Source organism: Caballeronia eucalypticola, from assembly GCF_047608185.1.
Classification (GTDB): domain Bacteria; phylum Pseudomonadota; class Gammaproteobacteria; order Burkholderiales; family Burkholderiaceae; genus Caballeronia.
The window spans coordinates 186,567-202,825 of sequence record NZ_JBLKRU010000008.1; the positions used below are offsets into that span (position 1 = coordinate 186,567).

Annotated in this window: 14 protein-coding genes and 1 tRNA gene; 8 read left to right on the forward strand and 7 right to left on the reverse strand. The window is 58.9% G+C overall.

Going from position 1 to position 16,259, the window contains the following annotated elements:
• The first annotated feature begins 22 nt into the window (after nt 1-22).
• The 4 genes from ACMX25_RS12385 (at nt 23) to ACMX25_RS12400 (ending at nt 2,544) form a co-directional block, all read left to right on the forward strand.
• A complete protein-coding gene (locus ACMX25_RS12385; RefSeq protein ID WP_414950236.1) occupies nt 23-394 on the forward strand; it encodes a hypothetical protein in 372 nt (123 codons plus the stop codon).
• 10 nt (nt 395-404) lie between these two features.
• Nucleotides 405-875 (forward strand): helix-turn-helix domain-containing protein, encoded by a 471-nt coding sequence (locus ACMX25_RS12390; protein WP_414950237.1) that lies wholly within the window; start codon nt 405-407, stop codon nt 873-875.
• A gap of 317 nt (nt 876-1,192) precedes the next feature.
• Nucleotides 1,193-2,221: a helix-turn-helix domain-containing protein gene (locus ACMX25_RS12395; protein ID WP_414950238.1), complete on the forward strand. Its 1,029-nt coding sequence runs from the start codon at nt 1,193-1,195 to the stop codon at nt 2,219-2,221.
• 86 nt (nt 2,222-2,307) lie between these two features.
• Entirely contained in the window at nt 2,308-2,544 is a 237-nt protein-coding gene (locus ACMX25_RS12400; protein WP_414950239.1) for a hypothetical protein, read from the forward strand.
• Nucleotides 2,545-2,666: 122 nt separating this feature from the next.
• On the opposite strand, the gene ACMX25_RS12405 is transcribed toward ACMX25_RS12400, so the two are convergent.
• From ACMX25_RS12405 to ACMX25_RS12435, 7 genes are all read right to left on the reverse strand, one after another.
• On the reverse strand, nt 2,667-3,206 hold the full coding sequence (locus ACMX25_RS12405) for a hypothetical protein (RefSeq protein WP_414950240.1): 540 nt from the start codon (nt 3,204-3,206) through the stop codon (nt 2,667-2,669).
• A gap of 103 nt (nt 3,207-3,309) precedes the next feature.
• A complete protein-coding gene (locus ACMX25_RS12410) occupies nt 3,310-5,004 on the reverse strand; it encodes a TIGR04141 family sporadically distributed protein (protein WP_414950241.1) in 1,695 nt (564 codons plus the stop codon).
• A 191-nt stretch (nt 5,005-5,195) separates the two neighbouring features.
• Complete coding sequence (locus ACMX25_RS12415) at nt 5,196-6,545, reverse strand: tyrosine-type recombinase/integrase (protein WP_414950242.1); 1,350 nt, start codon at nt 6,543-6,545, stop codon at nt 5,196-5,198.
• A 79-nt stretch (nt 6,546-6,624) separates the two neighbouring features.
• Nucleotides 6,625-6,701, reverse strand: a tRNA-Met gene (locus tag ACMX25_RS12420).
• A 95-nt stretch (nt 6,702-6,796) separates the two neighbouring features.
• On the reverse strand, nt 6,797-8,455 hold the full coding sequence (locus ACMX25_RS12425; RefSeq protein ID WP_414950243.1) for an MFS transporter: 1,659 nt from the start codon (nt 8,453-8,455) through the stop codon (nt 6,797-6,799).
• Nucleotides 8,456-8,682: 227 nt separating this feature from the next.
• Nucleotides 8,683-10,260 (reverse strand): sensor histidine kinase, encoded by a 1,578-nt coding sequence (locus tag ACMX25_RS12430; protein WP_414950244.1) that lies wholly within the window; start codon nt 10,258-10,260, stop codon nt 8,683-8,685.
• Nucleotides 10,261-10,284: 24 nt separating this feature from the next.
• Entirely contained in the window at nt 10,285-11,028 is a 744-nt protein-coding gene (locus ACMX25_RS12435) for a response regulator (protein ID WP_414950245.1), read from the reverse strand.
• 226 nt (nt 11,029-11,254) lie between these two features.
• Between ACMX25_RS12435 and recA the strand changes: the two genes are divergently transcribed.
• The 4 genes from recA to sucC all read left to right on the forward strand — a co-directional run bounded on the left by recA (nt 11,255) and on the right by sucC (nt 16,254).
• On the forward strand, nt 11,255-12,331 hold the full coding sequence (gene recA, locus ACMX25_RS12440; RefSeq protein ID WP_299716559.1) for a recombinase RecA: 1,077 nt from the start codon (nt 11,255-11,257) through the stop codon (nt 12,329-12,331).
• Nucleotides 12,332-12,347: 16 nt separating this feature from the next.
• Nucleotides 12,348-13,973, forward strand: coding sequence for a recombination regulator RecX (recX, locus tag ACMX25_RS12445; protein WP_414950246.1), 1,626 nt, complete (start codon nt 12,348-12,350; stop codon nt 13,971-13,973).
• 197 nt (nt 13,974-14,170) lie between these two features.
• Nucleotides 14,171-14,869 (forward strand): DUF2889 domain-containing protein, encoded by a 699-nt coding sequence (locus ACMX25_RS12450; RefSeq protein ID WP_414950247.1) that lies wholly within the window; start codon nt 14,171-14,173, stop codon nt 14,867-14,869.
• A 203-nt stretch (nt 14,870-15,072) separates the two neighbouring features.
• On the forward strand, nt 15,073-16,254 hold the full coding sequence (gene sucC, locus ACMX25_RS12455) for an ADP-forming succinate--CoA ligase subunit beta (RefSeq protein WP_414950294.1): 1,182 nt from the start codon (nt 15,073-15,075) through the stop codon (nt 16,252-16,254).
• The last annotated feature ends 5 nt before the right edge of the window (nt 16,255-16,259 follow it).

Consider the following 16,259-nt stretch of genomic DNA (forward strand, 5'->3'; position numbering starts at 1 on the left):
CGCGCCCGGCGCCAGAAGCGATATGGCCGCAACGGCGGCCGTCGAGCTGGCGCCACTGGCGGGCGTTGCGGGCGTCGAGCTTGCGCCCGAAGCGGGAGTCGCTGGCGTCGCGCTCGCCCCCGAGGATGGCGTGGCCGCGTTGGTTGAGTTTGAGCCGCCCCCTCCGCCGCAGGCGGCCAAGAGAAGGGCAAGGGAGGCCGTGGCCACGGCCGAACGGCTAGCGGTAATTTTCATTTTTTGGATTCCTCGTCGCGCGATGGGCGCCGCGGATCGCGGCGATGATTTTTCGCGTCAATTTAATGATTTATTGCGTCGTTATCGTAACGTTACACGTCAATTTTTGTGCTGGATTCAGCGGGAAAATATCGCCTTGCGTCGTTTTTGCGCGACTTAAGGAGGCGATCATGGACGCCGAGAGCGGAGGCTCCAAAGATTTGACGCGGCGCGTGGGGGCCGCGATCGCCGCCCGGCGCAAGGCGGCGGGCTTCACGCAAACGCGCGTGGCCGACGCGATCGGATTGGAGAAGGAAACGGTTTCGCGCATTGAGACCGGCGTTATCGCACCGACTCTGTGGCGGTTGAATCAGCTCGCGGAGCTTTTCGGCTGCCCCCTGAGCGCGCTCTTGGGCGACTATCGAGGCGGGGTCGGCGAGGACGCCGGAGCCATCGCAGGCTTGATTGGGGATTTGCCGCGCGACGATCGCCGCGCGATTTTGCGAATCATCTCGGATTTCGCGTCTGTCATGCGAGAGCGCGAAACTCTCCGCGCCCTTCTTGACGCCGCGGGACGACGCGAAGCCGAACGCGAGCGCGTGGAGCTCGAAGCGGTTGTCTCCTCCACTCACGGGCGTCCGCGTCCGCGCCGAAGGCTTTGAACGAAGGCCGGTGGCGCCTTCGGTTGACTTTTGAGTGCTTTGGCCGCTTTGATCCGATCGGGGTCGTCCGCCGCCCAATCCAGCCGATGTTGCCATTCGTCGCGCATTCATTCGCTGCCTCTTCTTTATCTCGATTTTTGACGGAAGCGTTGTCTCGCTCCTTGTGCATTAATCATCGGCAATAGTTCGCGAGGCCTGCCGGCAACCCGTCCAGGTTTCCTTGTCGATTTGTCCGCGGGTTGTTTTTTGTTGGGGCGTTTAATGCAAACGACGGGGGAGATGGCTAAGATTCGGCAAAAGAACCCGCCGAGCCTCCAATGCCCCAGCCGCTTCGATTCGATAGCAAGAAAATGAAGGAGACGGACGCAGAGGAGATATGGCGGCTTGCCTTGAAGCCCATGTATGAAGTGAAGCGACCAAAGGCGTACGCGTTTGAGGCGAACATTCACACGTGGGATTTTGGGCCGATGCTGCTCACTCATCACGCGGCGCAAGGCGAAGTGCAGTTTCATCGGACACGCAAGAAGATCGCAACGTCCGGCATCGATCAGTATTTGGTGCACTGCCTGATTGGCGGCCAACTCACGTCCGAGTTCGCGGAGGGCCAGCAGCGGGTGCCCCTGAATTCCATCGCGATTCGCGACATGGCCGTCGAAAACGTCGGATTCGCCATTGACGCCCCGATGCTCACGCTGAGCGTGTCGCGCGCCGCGCTTGATCGGCGGTTGCCCGAGGGCGCACGGTTGCATGGGGCGAGCTGGGCGGCCGACGACGCCATTGGAGAAATGCTCGCCTCGCATTTGCACACGCTCGCGAGGCTGGCGACAACGATGGATGAGGCGCAAACACCGATCGCAGCGGACGCGACGTTGGATTTGCTCGCGTCATGCCTTCTCCCGAAGGCGCTTGCTGAGGTGCGCCAAGGCGATCCGCGGCTCGCGCCCATGCTTCATGCGCAGGCCATGTCTTACATCGAGCGCAATCTGCTCGATCCAGACCTGGGGCCCGCCGCGCTCTGTCGCGCGCTTAAAGTGTCCCGGACCGCGCTTTACGAGCTCTTCACCGAGGACGGCGGCGTTGCGAAGCGCGTGAAGGATCGGCGATTGGATGAGGCTTTGAGGCGCCTGACAGCGCCGCGACACATTCGGGCGCGCGTCGCTGAGATTGGCTATTCAGTGGGGTTCGCTAGCGAGTCAACCTTTGCTCGGTCGTTCAAAGAAAGGTTCGGCTGCACGCCCACGGAAGCTCGCGGAGAGTTGCTGGTCCCAAAGGGCAGGGCCGTAGAGACAATGCAGGACGATCTCGTTGAAATGCACCAAGTCAAAATCAAAGGACTGAGCGGGTAGCCGAATCGTCGCCAGCAGACCGTGCCCTGTTCGGCCAGCGTGCGCTCCTGCTACCATCAGCCACGAAAATCGTCGGGGACACAAGCATGCCGATTTATAAGAATTTGGATGGTGACTCGGGCATCGCGTCCTACGAGTGCGGACCTGGATTTATTGCGATCCGCTTTAAAGAAGGGCGCTTTGCGACCTACTGGTATACGGACGCCAGGCCCGGAGCGCGGCATGTCGAGGCCATGAAGCGATTGGCTGAGCAAGGCAGGGGGCTCAACGATTACATCAACCGCAATCTGCCGAGAATCGGAGGATACGCGCGTCGCGAATAGATGGCACGACGCCGAGTGCTGATTTTTAGCCGGACTTGCGGCGGTGGGTCATCGAGGAGGGTCGGTGATCGGCCGCGAACGTCGCCGCTTTTGCTCAAAGCGCTCGGGCGCTGTCTTCCGCATCATGAGCCGTCCAGCGCTCGCGCGTTCGTTGCGATCTTCTCTTTGAAAATTGCGCACGCTGCGTCGAAACGCTGTTGGGCCGCGAAGAATTCATCTGCGGTCAACCTCGTGCGGGCTGGATCGTGCAAGAACCGCGCAGCATTCCGTCGCGCGGCTTCGACTTCTTCATGGTCAACGATGAACTGTCGGAAGTGAATGCGCATCAGCATCATCAGTTTCTGAAACTCGCCTGGGGCAAGCGTCTTGTCAGATTGCGTGAGGTCCAACACTTGCCGAAAGCTTAATTCGCCGAGGTAACCGCGATAATGAAACAAGCACACTTGAACGAAAGCCATTTCCCATCGCTCGAAAAGCAGATAAAACTCTTCGAGTTTGGAAAGACGGAAATCCAAACGCTTTTGTCGCTCAGCCGATTCGACATTGGCCCTCGTTATCCGAGCATTGAACAGATTGGCGATCACGACGGCGCTCAGTGTGGCGATCGCCGTGATGCCGCTGGCGATAACCGTCGTCAAATCTTTTATTGCGAGATCCGCCATCAAACTCCTTCAATCGGCCAACCGGTTAGGGTGAGCAATCTTGCCTTTTCTGGCATCTCTTGATTTGAAATACGAGTAAGAGAGCCGGTGTCGTGGGGCAGGGTCATAAGCGGGCGGGCGGCGATGACCGGTCGTCTTTGCGCCTAAGTTTCTTTGGCGTTATCGGCGCTAGATTCGCGCCTGCGCCAGCTGGTTTGCAAACACTCGTTTTCAGAAAGACCGGATCAAGGTCAATCCTCGAAAGCGCCACTGTGAAACCGATCATTCGAAGGTCGGCGACGGCGTTCTTCAAAGCGACTTTTGCGAAGAATGGCAGCTCGAAAGGCAAGCTTTTCGATGTGGCGATGGCATAAACAACGCGAAAGTTCTTTGGCTCCGGCCGAACGGATGGATCCACAAGCTTGATGGAAGCGGGGAGCCGGTTGTTGAGTTGTTTTCGAAACTGGCCATCTCTCAGAAAGGTCTGGGCAGACACGCTGCCCTGGGCGAACAAATGGCTGAGGGTCGCGGAGCTTCGATAGACCTTCACGTGGATCAAGTCGTGGCCGTCGCGGACGAGATCGCAAAACTCGATCTTGTCGTGGGGGCCGCCGATAGGAACCATCTTGCGATCCAAAAGCTCGTATCCGCTCCCGGGCTCGGCGCAACTCTCGTTGTAATGGCCTTCGTCGTCGTGGGCATAAACCGGCATCGCGGTCGCGTCGATCTCGACGTCGGCCAACGCCTTGTCCACCCGATCGACGAAGTCGTCGCTGACGACGTGCCAAGCCCCGTTGCGAAGAATGTAGACCTGGTCGCCCATCGGGATCTCGGCATATAGGCACTGATACGCCGACCACTGCTTCACTGGCATGTAGTTGGCGTCGATGACATAGATTTTGAGCGCGCGAAGCTCCGCCTCGCTTGGCTTGGCTCCTTTGGCGGCCATGTGGTCGAGCAACTTGTCGAGTTGCAAGGTGGAATGCACGACGCCCTTTTTGCCCCTTTCAAACGAGTAGCCGGTCTGAGCCTCCCAGTCGACGATCTCGGGCTCCCCGACCCAAACATTGGTCGGCGGCGGGTCTTGCGTGAGCAAGTCGCTCAGTTCGAGATTCAGAATTTGCTCGTCTTCTGTGTCTCTGACGCGGCTGACATCCTCCACGAATGAGAATTTTTGCGGCGGTTTCTCTGAATAGCGCGCGTGAGCCTCACGAAGAATCAGCGGCAAAATTTCGAGCGTCGACTCAGGCATGATCGTCAGCGCATCGCGGCCGGTCACTCGGTCGCCGAGGAGCGGCACCGTCGACGTGCCGGTGAGCGCATAGACCATGTCGTTTTCGGTGTCGATCTGCAAATCGAAGATGTCCGCGTCCTTCGGGCTTTGGCTACGCGTGTTAAGGGGGTTGGTTTCGTAATTCGCCTTGTCGAGGCTGCGCAGCTTGTCCGGATCGACGGAGTTCAGCGTGACTCGCAGCCCGAAATCCCGAACCACAAGGTCGCGGTCGATCAGATGGTGCCCGGTTCCAAAAGACAACGCGAACACCGCTTCTTTGTCGCGGAAAATCAGCACTGCCCCATCGCTGTGATTTCCTTGAAATAAGCCGGCGGGCGGGTCTTGGGAAGGAAATATAAAAGCGACCCACTCCGGCAGTTTCGGCTGCGTCCTGGCTTTAACGTAAAGCTTCGCGTCGCCCGCCCCGACTTCGAGGAGAATCGGCGGGTGAGTCCGTTCGGTTTTGACAATCTGTTCGTCGCGCAGCTTTGGGTCTTTTATCAAATAGACGCTCAGCCGCTCCTTCTTTGGTTGACGCTCGCTCATCGCCGCCTCGCCGCATATTTTAATTTTTACGTGAAGGAGGTTGGTCCAGCCCCGGCTCCTGCGCGAATGCAAACATTGCTCCGCGGCAGGCCCCTCGTCAATCGGATTTCGCGGCTTGCCTGAGATTGTTGTTTTTCAACGCGGGAAGATAATCCGCCCGCGTCTGTTTTCAAACAGTTGGAATGGGATTGCTAAAACCGAAACGGCAATTCGATATCAAACAAATCGATCGTTTGTTTAAGTTCGGCGAGGGTCTTGTCGTGCTGGTAGTTCGTGAAATGCGGGCTGCTGAAATCCACCTTGGCTTGGTCATAGTGGCCGACCAGCGCCATCAACATCGCGGGATGGACGTTCCTGGCCGACAGGCGAGCAATGAAGGTATGGCGGAAGCTGTGAAAAACCTTGCGGTCGTCGGTTATCAACCGTTCGTCGAGATAATCGGCAAAGCGCCGCGTGACGTTCTTGCCGTAGCCGTTTTTGCCGGGTTTGAGCTCCGGGAAAAGCTGGGTGGCGCCGCTCTCCTTGACGCTATCGACATAAGAGAGAAAAGAGGATTCGACGATCGCGCGGTGGAGGGGAATCCGGCGTTGTGAGTTCGCGTTTTTGGCCTTCGCGATTTCGAAATACCAAACATCGCCATCTCGTTGTATTTGATTCAAAGAAAGGCTGGCGAGCTCTTCGAGGCGCGCGCCTGCAAACAATGCAAGGAAAGGCAGCCAGCGGTAATGTGGCTTGTCCATCCGCAAGGCGTACGCCTCTGGCGAGAAAATGGTTTTGAGATCGTCGGCCGAGAAGGGCTTATACGATCGCTTTTGTTGTTCAAGTTTTGATTTTGATGAGACCTTGGCGTTCTCGAACGGGTTTGGCCCAGGATGCTGGCCATTTGCCACCGCGTAGCTGAACAAATCGCGAAGGTAAGAAAGTTTTGAATTTATGCGGCTCGCGCTGCCACCATTCTCGATGAGCTGGTTCTTGTAGCCGATCGCGTCGTCGAGCGAAAAGGCGTCCATCGGGCGCTCGCCGGCGGTTTTCGCAAAGTCGTCGAACGCGCCCTGCTTGGCGGTGAGGGTGCGGGCGGTGTTGTCGAGCGCCTTTTCGCGCTTGTAGAGCTTAACGACATCCGCGAACGGTTTTCCGCGCCGTTTTTTGGCTTCCGCCGCTTCCCGCTGCCGCTCAATCAACGCGAGCGTTTGGGGCGGGAGAATGGGCGCGTCGAACGGGACTGCGGCCTCAAATCTCGCACCAAAAAGCTCCTTGGCGCGACGCACGTCATCATCGGTGTTGATGTCTTTGACTTGCGTGCCGTCCGGGAAGACGACATCGAGCCGTTTGAGCGCCTCGGCGTCAAGGATGAAATCGGCGGCGCTCGGCTGCTCTTTCGGCGTCTTCATGGCTAGTTCAAGGTTGAACGCGAGAGCCAAAAGTTTAGCTTGCCGGAAGTCCTTGGTGCGCAGTGATCTTTTCGTTTCCCGGCCAGACCGGACCAGGCGGAGGTAATAGACGCCGAAGCGATTGCGATACAAGTGTGGCAGTTTGTGCATGAGATGGCTCACAAACTGGCTCACCGCGCAAAGCGAAAGGCCCGCTGTCCGTTAGGAGCAGCGGGCCTCGCGTCAATCTTGGTGGCGAATCAGGGATTCGAACCCCGGACCTGCGGATTATGATTCCGTCGCTCTAACCGGCTGAGCTAATTCGCCAAGAGATCGAGATTATGAAGAGGGTTGCGAAACCTGTCAACCCCTTCCAGGCTCATTCCTAGAGACAAGATAGCTCGGAAAATGCCCCCCGAAAATCAATCCGAGTCATAAACCGCCGTACCCCTTGTCTCCTTCACAAACAGCATCCCGATCACGAACGCCGCCAGCGCGATCACAATCGGATACCACAGCCCCGAGAAAATATTCCCCTTCGCGGCCACGATAGCAAACGCCGTCGCCGGCAAGAACCCGCCGAACCAGCCATTACCAATGTGATAAGGCAGCGACATCGACGTGTACCGGATCCGCGCCGGGAACATCTCAACCAGCATCGCGGCAATCGGCCCATACACCATCGTCACGTAGATCATCATGATGGTCAGGACGACAATCGCCATCGGCCAGTTGATCAGCGCCGGATCAGCCTTCGCCGGATAACCCGCCGACTTCAGCGTGCCAGCCAGCGTCTTGTCGAACGCAGCGCCCTGGACCTTCGCATCGGCCGCCTTGCCGTCATACGTATTGACCACGGTGTCGCCCACCTTGATCTGCGCGATCGTCCCGGCTGGCGCTGCCACGTTCTCGTAGTTCAAACCGGCCTTCGACAACGCGCCCTTGGCAATATCGCAGGAGGTAGTGAATTTCGATGTCCCCACCGGGTTGAACTGGAACGAACACTCGTCCGGGTTGGCAATCACGCTAATCGGCGCCTTGACCGTCGCGGCTTCCAGCGTCGGATTCGTGTAGTGAGCCAGCGCGTGAAAGAGCGGGAAGTACGTCAGGGCGGCAATCAGGCACCCGGCCATGATGATCGGCTTGCGCCCGATCTTATCGGACAGCGACCCGAAGAACAGGAAGAACGGCGTGCCGATCAGCAACGCCACCGCCACCATGATGTTGGCGCTCGTGCCGTCAACCTTCAGCGTCTGCGTCAGGAAAAACAGCGTGTAGAACTGGCCCGTGTACCAAACCACGGCCTGTCCCATCGTCAGCCCGAACAGTGCAAGCAGCACGATCTTGAGGTTCTTCCATTGCCCGAACGCTTCGGTCAGCGGCGCTTTCGACGTCTTGCCCTCCGCCTTGATGCGTTCGAACACCGGCGATTCGTGCAGCTTCAACCGGATCCAGACAGACACAGCGAGAAGCAGGATCGACACCAGGAACGGAATACGCCAAGCCCACGCACCGAACGTTTCCTCACCAACCGAACTCCGCACCAGCAAGATCACGATCAGCGAGATGAACAGCCCAAGCGTAGCCGTCGTCTGGATCCACGCCGTCCACGCGCCGCGCTTGTTGGAAGGCGCATGTTCCGCGACGTAAGTCGCCGCGCCGCCGTATTCCCCGCCGAGCGCGAGCCCTTGCAGCAGCCGCATCGCGATGAAGAGCACAGGCGCCGCAATCCCGATCGTGCCGTATCCAGGCAGCAGGCCCACCACGAACGTCGACAGACCCATGATCACGATGGTCACAAGGAACGTGTACTTGCGACCGACCATATCGCCGAGACGCCCGAACACAATCGCGCCGAACGGCCGCACGGCAAAACCCGCCGCAAAGCCGAGCAAGGTGAAGATGAAGGCGGCCGTCGGATTGACGCCGGAGAAGAACGTCCTGCTTATATAGATGGCAAGCGAGCCCGCCAGATAAAAGTCATACCACTCGAACACCGTGCCTAGCGATGACGCGAAAATCACGCGCCGTTCTTCGCTCGTCATCGGTGCGTGGGAAATGCGCCCCTCGACCGTTGCCATGAAGTCGTCTCCTGTATTGATCTTTGAATGGCATCCGCGGATAGCAGCGCCGTGCAACGATTATTGGAGGGAAAACTTACGGCGTTCTGACGCGGAGGGGGTGGGCGTTGAGACGCTTTCTTGTCTTCCTATTGCTCTAAATTCAGCAAATATGCAATCTTCTACGTCAATAAATTGGCTAACATCCGTTTAAATCGGTTTCTGAAAATATGAAGGGCCAGCCTCGATCAGGGTTTGTCCCGGGCAGGATAAACCCGCTTTAAGCCCACTCGTACAAGCGTTCCTGCTTGTCGCGGTGCTTCGCTGTACACGTGATCGTCTATATCGAGGGTGCCGCCGTGCATCGTCACGATCTCCCGGACGATTGCCAGACCCAGTCCGCTGCCATCGCCTTCGCGACCGAGAATGCGATAGAACCGTTCCACCACGCGCCCCCGTTCCGCTTCAGGAATGCCCAAACCCGTGTCTTCCACTTCGAGAAAGACGTGCCGCGTATCGGACTCGTCGGTGCGAACACGGACCGTGATTCGGCCGCCCGGTGGCGTGTAGCGAATGGCGTTATCGATAAGATTCGACAGCATTTCGCGCAACATCACCGCATTGCCTTCAACCTCGACCGGATTCGGCGGTTCCTCATAGCCAATGTCCATCCGTTTGGCCAACGCGGCCTGCACCCAGTCGCGCACGGCGAGCCGCGCGAGATCGGTCAACTCCACGCGCGAGAAAATCTGCCCCGACATCCGGTTCTCCGCCCGAGCGAGCGCAAGCAGTTGCGTCACCAGTCGCGCCGCGTGCTCGGAACTCGTAGCTATCTGTTCAAGCGAGCGCTGCACTTCCGCCGATACGTCCTGCCGCAACGCCAGCTCCGCCTGCGTCCTCAAACCCGCGAGCGGCGTCTTCATCTGATGCGCGGCGTCGGCTATGAACCGCTTCTGCAACTGCATGTTCTGCTCGAGCCGGTTGAGCAGATCGTTGAACGACGCCACCAACGGCGCGATTTCCGGCGGCGCGCGGCTTGCTTCGAGCGGTGAAAGATCATCGGGACGACGGGCGCGAATATTCGCTTGCAGAGCATGCAGCGGCGCGAGTCCGCGCGACAACCCGAACCAGACCAGCACGATAGCCAGCGGCAAGATCACGAACTGCGGCAGGATCACGCCCTTGATGATGTCGTTGGCCAACTGGCTACGTTTATCGAGTGTCTCGGCCACCTGGACCAGCACCGGGTGAGAGAGCGTCGGTGCTTCCACCGTCGTATAAGCGACGCGGATATCGTTGCCGCGCAGCACATCGTCACGGAACTCCACGATGCCGGGTTGCGGCCGGTCATCGTCGTGAGGCAAGGGCATATCGGCGTCGCCACCTACGAGTTCGCCGCGCGTACCCAGCACCTGGAAAAACACGCTGTCCACGTTGTCCGCGCGCAGGAAGTCGCGCGTGGCGTTCGGCAGCCGCAACTCCGCGACGCCGTTCACCGGCGCGATCTGCCGCGCGAGCACGTACGCATCCGTCTCCAGCGCGCGGTCGAATGGCCCGTTGGCAATCGACTTGGCGACGAGATACGTGACCGCAATGCTCATGGGCCACAGGAGCAGCAGCGGCGCGAGCATCCAGTCCAGGATCTCGCCGAATAGCGAACGCGGTGCGGGCTCGCCGTCGGGCTCGAGCTCGTCGGGCGGCGCGAACGGATTCGCATAACGCGCGTCGCGGGATGCGTCGGGATCGGCTTCCGGCAAATCCGGCGGAGCACGTGACAGCTCGCGCAACGCCGGAGCGGCGCGCTCGGGGGATGCTGGCGAGCCCATGGCGTGATTACTCGTGGTTACGTGTTACTTGTGCTGCGGGCTGGGCGAGACAGGCTCGTCGGCGTTTGCCGGGGAGGGCGGTACAGAGGCGGCCACCGCGGCAACGGCTTTTTCAAGGCTATAGCCTAACCCGCGAACGGTTATGATCCGCGCCCCGCCGGGCTCGATTTTTTTTCTTAGCCGATGGACATAGACTTCGATCGCGTTATTGCTGACTTCCTCGCCCCACTCGCAAAGGTGGTTGACGAGCTGTTCCTTCGAGACCAGCCGGCCAACCCGTTGCAACAGGACTTCAAGCACGCCGAGTTCACGTGCCGATAACTCGATGACCTGGTCGTTGATCGACGCAATCCGCCCGACTTGATCGAACGCGAGCGCGCCATGTTTGACAACGGTCGGACCGCCGCCCGCGCCGCGCCGCGTAAGGGCGCGCACGCGGGCTTCGAGCTCGTTCAGCGCGAACGGTTTGGCCATGTAATCGTCGGCGCCGAGGTCGAGGCCCTTGACGCGTTCGTCGACACTGTCGGCGGCTGTCAGGATAAGCACGGGCATCTGGGAGTTGCGGGCTCTGAGGCGTCGCAGGACCTCCAGGCCGGACATCATCGGCAAGCCTAGATCAAGGATCAAAAGGTCGAAAGTCTGGAGCGAAAGTGCGTTGTCGGCGTCCACGCCGTGCCGCACGTGATCCACGGCATAGCCCGATTGGCGGAGTGATCGAATGAGACCATCCGCGAGTATGCTGTCGTCTTCGGCAATGAGGATTCGCATCGTAGTGTGCGCAAAAAGCATTGCCGGCACCGCAATTCGCCCGGCGCGGCGGTCTCCAGGTGTAGTGGTGTTTCGCATGGGTCGAACGTGGCGCTGAAACTACGCGCTTCGATCGGACTTGCAAAAACACCTGTTTTTTTATACAGTGTCTGCAGCAGTGCGCCCAGCAGGAAAAAACTCCCAAGGGCATGCGCCAGACGCCGTTCATCATAGCAAAGGACGATTCATGGAAGATAGCAAGAAAGGCCCGGGCGGGATGTCTGCAGAGAAGAGCAAGGCGCTTGCCGTCGCGCTCGCGCAGATCGAGAAGCAATTCGGCAAGGGGTCGATCATGCGACTCGGCGCTGGCGAAGCCATTGAAGACATTCAAGTGGTGTCGACCGGTTCGCTCGGACTGGATATTGCATTGGGCGTTGGGGGCTTGCCGCGTGGACGCGTAGTGGAAATCTACGGTCCGGAATCGTCGGGCAAGACCACGCTGGCCCTGCAAGTGATTGCGGAAATGCAGAAGGTCGGTGGCACGGCAGCGTTTATTGACGCGGAACACGCGCTTGACATCGGTTACGCGCAAAAGCTCGGCGTGAGTCCGTCGGACCTGCTGATCTCGCAGCCGGACACGGGCGAACAGGCGCTGGAAATCTGCGATGCACTCGTGCGCTCAGGTTCCATCGACATGATCGTGATCGACTCGGTCGCGGCGCTGGTGCCGAAGGCTGAAATCGAAGGCGAAATGGGCGACTCGTTGCCTGGTTTGCAAGCACGTTTAATGTCGCAGGCGCTGCGCAAGTTGACCGGCACGATCAAGCGCACAAACTGCCTGGTGATCTTCATCAACCAGATCCGCATGAAGATTGGCGTGATGTTCGGCAATCCGGAAACCACCACGGGTGGTAATGCGTTGAAGTTTTATGCATCGGTGCGTCTGGACATTCGCCGTATCGGTTCGATCAAGAAGAACGACGAAGTGATCGGCAACGAAACGCGCGTGAAGGTGGTGAAGAACAAGGTTGCGCCGCCGTTCCGCGAAGCCATCTTCGACATCCTCTACGGTGAAGGTATCTCGCGTCAGGGTGAAATCATCGACTTGGGCGTGCAAGCCAAGCTGGTGGATAAAGCCGGCGCCTGGTACAGCTACAACGGCGAGCGGATTGGCCAAGGTAAGGACAACGCACGTGAATTCCTGCGTGAGAATCCTGAAATGGCGCGCGAAATCGAAAATCGGATTCGCGAGTCTCTGGGCGTCAATGCAATGGCCGACGCACTGGCACCGGGTGTTGCCGAAGTGGCGGATGAAGAAGAATGAGTTTTAGGCGGTAAAGATGATGCGCAGCAAGAGCCGGTTCGGATCAAAAACCGGTCGCGATTCAAATCGTGACGCGGAGCAGGACGTAAAGGAAGATCCGGACGGCTCGAACTCCATCAGTGACGAAGACGAAAGTCTCGGCGCCGAGGAAGGGGTTGATCGCTATGAGAGAAGTAGCGATCGATTCCGCGCAGCAGCAAGCGAACGCGCCGGTGCGGAGGGATCTGCGCCGGCGCGTCGTTCGTTTGGAAACAGCTTCTCGAAGAGCGGCGGGGCTTCTGGCGAGAAGAGCGTAAGCACTGGATTTAGTAAGGGCGGTGGGTTTTCAAGCGGCAAGAGTGCTGGCAGCAGCAGTGGTAACAGTAGCTTTGCCAGGAAAAGCAGCTTTGGGCGCGTAGGCGATTCAAGCCTGTCGTCTCGCACTAGCAAAGCTGAGGCAATTGCCGCGAGTTTAAAAGAGGCTGACGGAGCAACGACGGAGGACAGCGAGCCGGTGTATGAACGGTCGAGTGATCGTGCATATCCGAAGCGCGGATCGTTCGGCGGTGGTGGGGCGTCGGCGCGCGCATCTGCGAAGAGTGCATCGGCAGATGCGCCCGCTGAATACGAGCGATCGAGTGACCGAAGCAAATTTGGACGCGGCGGGTTGTCTGGACGCAAAGCGGCTGGTCCGGCCTCCAGTAGCAAATCGTCACCTCAGCCTGCTGACGGCGAAGACGTTTTCGAGCGATCGACCGATCGGAACACCAGCCGTCGCAAAACATCGAAGTCTGCAAAACCCGCGGACGAGCAAATCCCCGAAAGCGCTGAAAGCGTAGCGGCGCCGCGTATTGACGAGCATCGAAGTGAATCCGCGCCGCCTGATTCGGCCGCTGAATTCGAAGTGATCGATGCCGAGGAGCGCCTAAGGCGCGCTCGAGCGGTGCTGGAACAGGCTCTTGTTCAATCACAGGCCCTGCCTGCAAAAGCTGCGCGGAAATCGCAATCGAAAACGCCGGTCATTTCTCCGGGCATCGAGCGAGACATCGGCATCGGTGTGGGCGTAGCTGATCCATTCGAGCCTTTCGAACAATGCGCGCCATTAGCGGCGGACACGGTCAGCGAAAGCCAAAACGCCGAATCGGTTTATTCGCGCGGATCCACCGGACGTGGCAAAGCTTCCGCAACCAGCGATTCCAAGCGCAAGGGGCCGCAATTATCCTTACGTGGCCGAGCGCTGGGTTACTTATCGCGTCGAGAACATAGTCGCGCCGAGCTGTCCCGCAAGCTGACGCCGCATCTCGACGAAGGCGATTCCCTCGATACCTTGCTTGACGCGCTCGAGCAAGAAGGGTGGTTATCGAATGAGCGATTTGTCGAGAGCGTGGTTCATCGGCGGGGCACTCGGCTTGGCACAAACCGGATCGTTCATGAGTTGAAGCGCAACGGTATCGACGAAACGCTGATTCAGGACGCCGGCGCCGAACTGAACAAAACCGAGCTCGCCCGCGCTCGCGACGTCTGGAGCAAGAAGTTCGGCGAACTGCCAACCACGCCGGCCGAACGCGCAAAACAAGCGCGTTTTCTCGCGACGCGTGGATTCAACGGCGGGACGATCGTGAAAGTGCTGAAAGCGGGCGAAGACGAATTTATCGACGAATAGGCGTGGGCTTTATTCTGACCCTACGATGCGAACCCCGTTGTTGAGCGGAATTCCCCGCCGCTCGCGGCCATATCGAAACAAACCTTTGCTCAAGCCTCCTCATTGCCCTTCAAGCTTCCCCGCGGCAACCCGGTTCGGTTGAGAATGCTCAGTATGGTAAAATCTCGGCGTTTTCTCATTACGGCCTTCCTCTGCACATGCCGCTTTCTCCGCCCGTTTCCCGACAGTTGCGCCATCGCCGCGCGATTCGAATGGAAGCGTTTGAGCGTGAAGATGGCTTGTGGGATATCGAAGCCTGTCTAACCGATGAAAAGCCGCGCGACGTCAAACTCGCGGCGGGCGTCCGGCCTAAAGGCCTGCCGATCCATGAACTCTGGCTGCGTATCACCATCGACCGCACGTTCACTATCGTCGACGCCGAAGCGGCGTCCGAGTGGGCTCCCTATGCCGGTCTTTGCGCAGCATCGAACCCTGCTTATCGCGCGCTCATCGGCCTCAATCTTGTGCAAAATTTCCGTCGTGAATCCAGCCGTTTGCTCGCTGGAACGACCGGTTGCACGCACATCACCGAACTCTGCGCCGTGTTGCCCACAGCCGCTATCCAGGCGTTCGCCGGCGAAGTGTGGAACACCGAAAAAGGCGGCGCGCCGGGCAAATCAGCGGAAAATTCAGCAAGCAACAACGCAGCAGACAGCGCATCAAACAACACAGCAGAAACCGACAAACCCCCATTCCAGCTTGGACGTTGCAACGCATTGCGTTTCGACGGCGAAGCTGTTCGGCAATATTATCCGCGCTGGTTTGGCCACGCGCCTCGTGGCGCGGCAGACCGGATAGCGGATCAGGACAACTCCAAAAAGGCCGGAAGCGAAGTGGAGCCGGCTCAGCGAAATTAATCGGGATTAGTCGACCCTAAGCGAATTTAGCGAGAGCAGGTTCCGAGAACTGGCCGACCAGGAAACATCAGCGTGACTTCGGACGTGTGGTCTTTTCACGCGGGAAGCGACGCTGAACGTAATTCAGGTATTCCAAGTAAATCGAGCAAGTAATTCAGGCAACTCATTAATCCACGTAATCGAAGTTCAATCCAACTCTCAGACTGAAGGAATCACGCATGAAGATTCACGAGTACCAGGGAAAGGAAATCCTGCGGAAGTTCGGCGTCGCGGTCCCGCGCGGCAAGCCCGTGTTCTCGGTGGACGATGCGGTCAAGGCCGCAGAAGAGCTGGGCGGCCCGGTATGGGTCGTCAAGGCTCAGATTCACGCTGGCGGTCGCGGTAAGGGCGGCGGCGTGAAGGTTGCAAAGACGCTGGAACAGGTTCGCGAATATTCGAACCAGATCCTCGGTATGCAGCTCGTCACGCACCAGACCGGCCCTGAAGGCCAAAAGGTGAACCGCCTGCTGATCGAAGAAGGCGCGGACATCAAGAAGGAACTGTACATCGGCCTCGTGCTCGACCGTATCACGCAGAAAGTCGTGGTGATGGCATCGAGCGAAGGCGGCATGGACATCGAAGAAGTCGCGGAAAAGACGCCGGAACTGCTGCACAAGTTTGCCGTCGAGCCGTCGACGGGTCTGCTCGACAAAGACGCCGACGACCTCTCGCGCAAGATTGGTATTCCGGAAGGCTCGATCCCGCAAGCGCGCGCGATCCTGCAAGGCCTGTACAAGGCATTCTGGGAAACGGACGCATCGCTGGCCGAAATCAACCCGCTGATCGTCACCGGCGACGGCAAGGTGATCGCACTCGACGCCAAGTTCAACTTCGACGCTAACGCGCTGTTCCGTCACCCGGACATCGTCGCGTATCGCGATATCGACGAAGAAGATCCGGCTGAAGTGGAAGCGTCGAAGTTCGATCTGGCCTACATCTCGCTCGATGGCAACATCGGCTGCCTGGTGAACGGCGCGGGTCTGGCAATGGCCACCATGGACACGATCAAGCTGTTCGGCGGCGAGCCGGCCAACTTCCTTGACGTGGGCGGCGGTGCGACGACCGAGAAGGTTACGGAAGCCTTCAAGATCATGTTGAAGAACCCGAACCTCAAGGCAATCCTCGTGAACATCTTCGGCGGCATCATGCGCTGCGATGTGATCGCGGAAGGCGTGATCGAAGCGTCGAAGGCTGTGTCGCTGAAGGTGCCTCTGGTCGTGCGCATGAAGGGCACGAACGAAGATCTCGGCAAGAAGATGCTGGCGGATTCAGGCTTGCCGATCATCGCGGCCGACAGCATGGAAGAAGCTGCGCAGAAGGTTGTCGCGGCAGCCGAGGGCAAGTAAGCGCC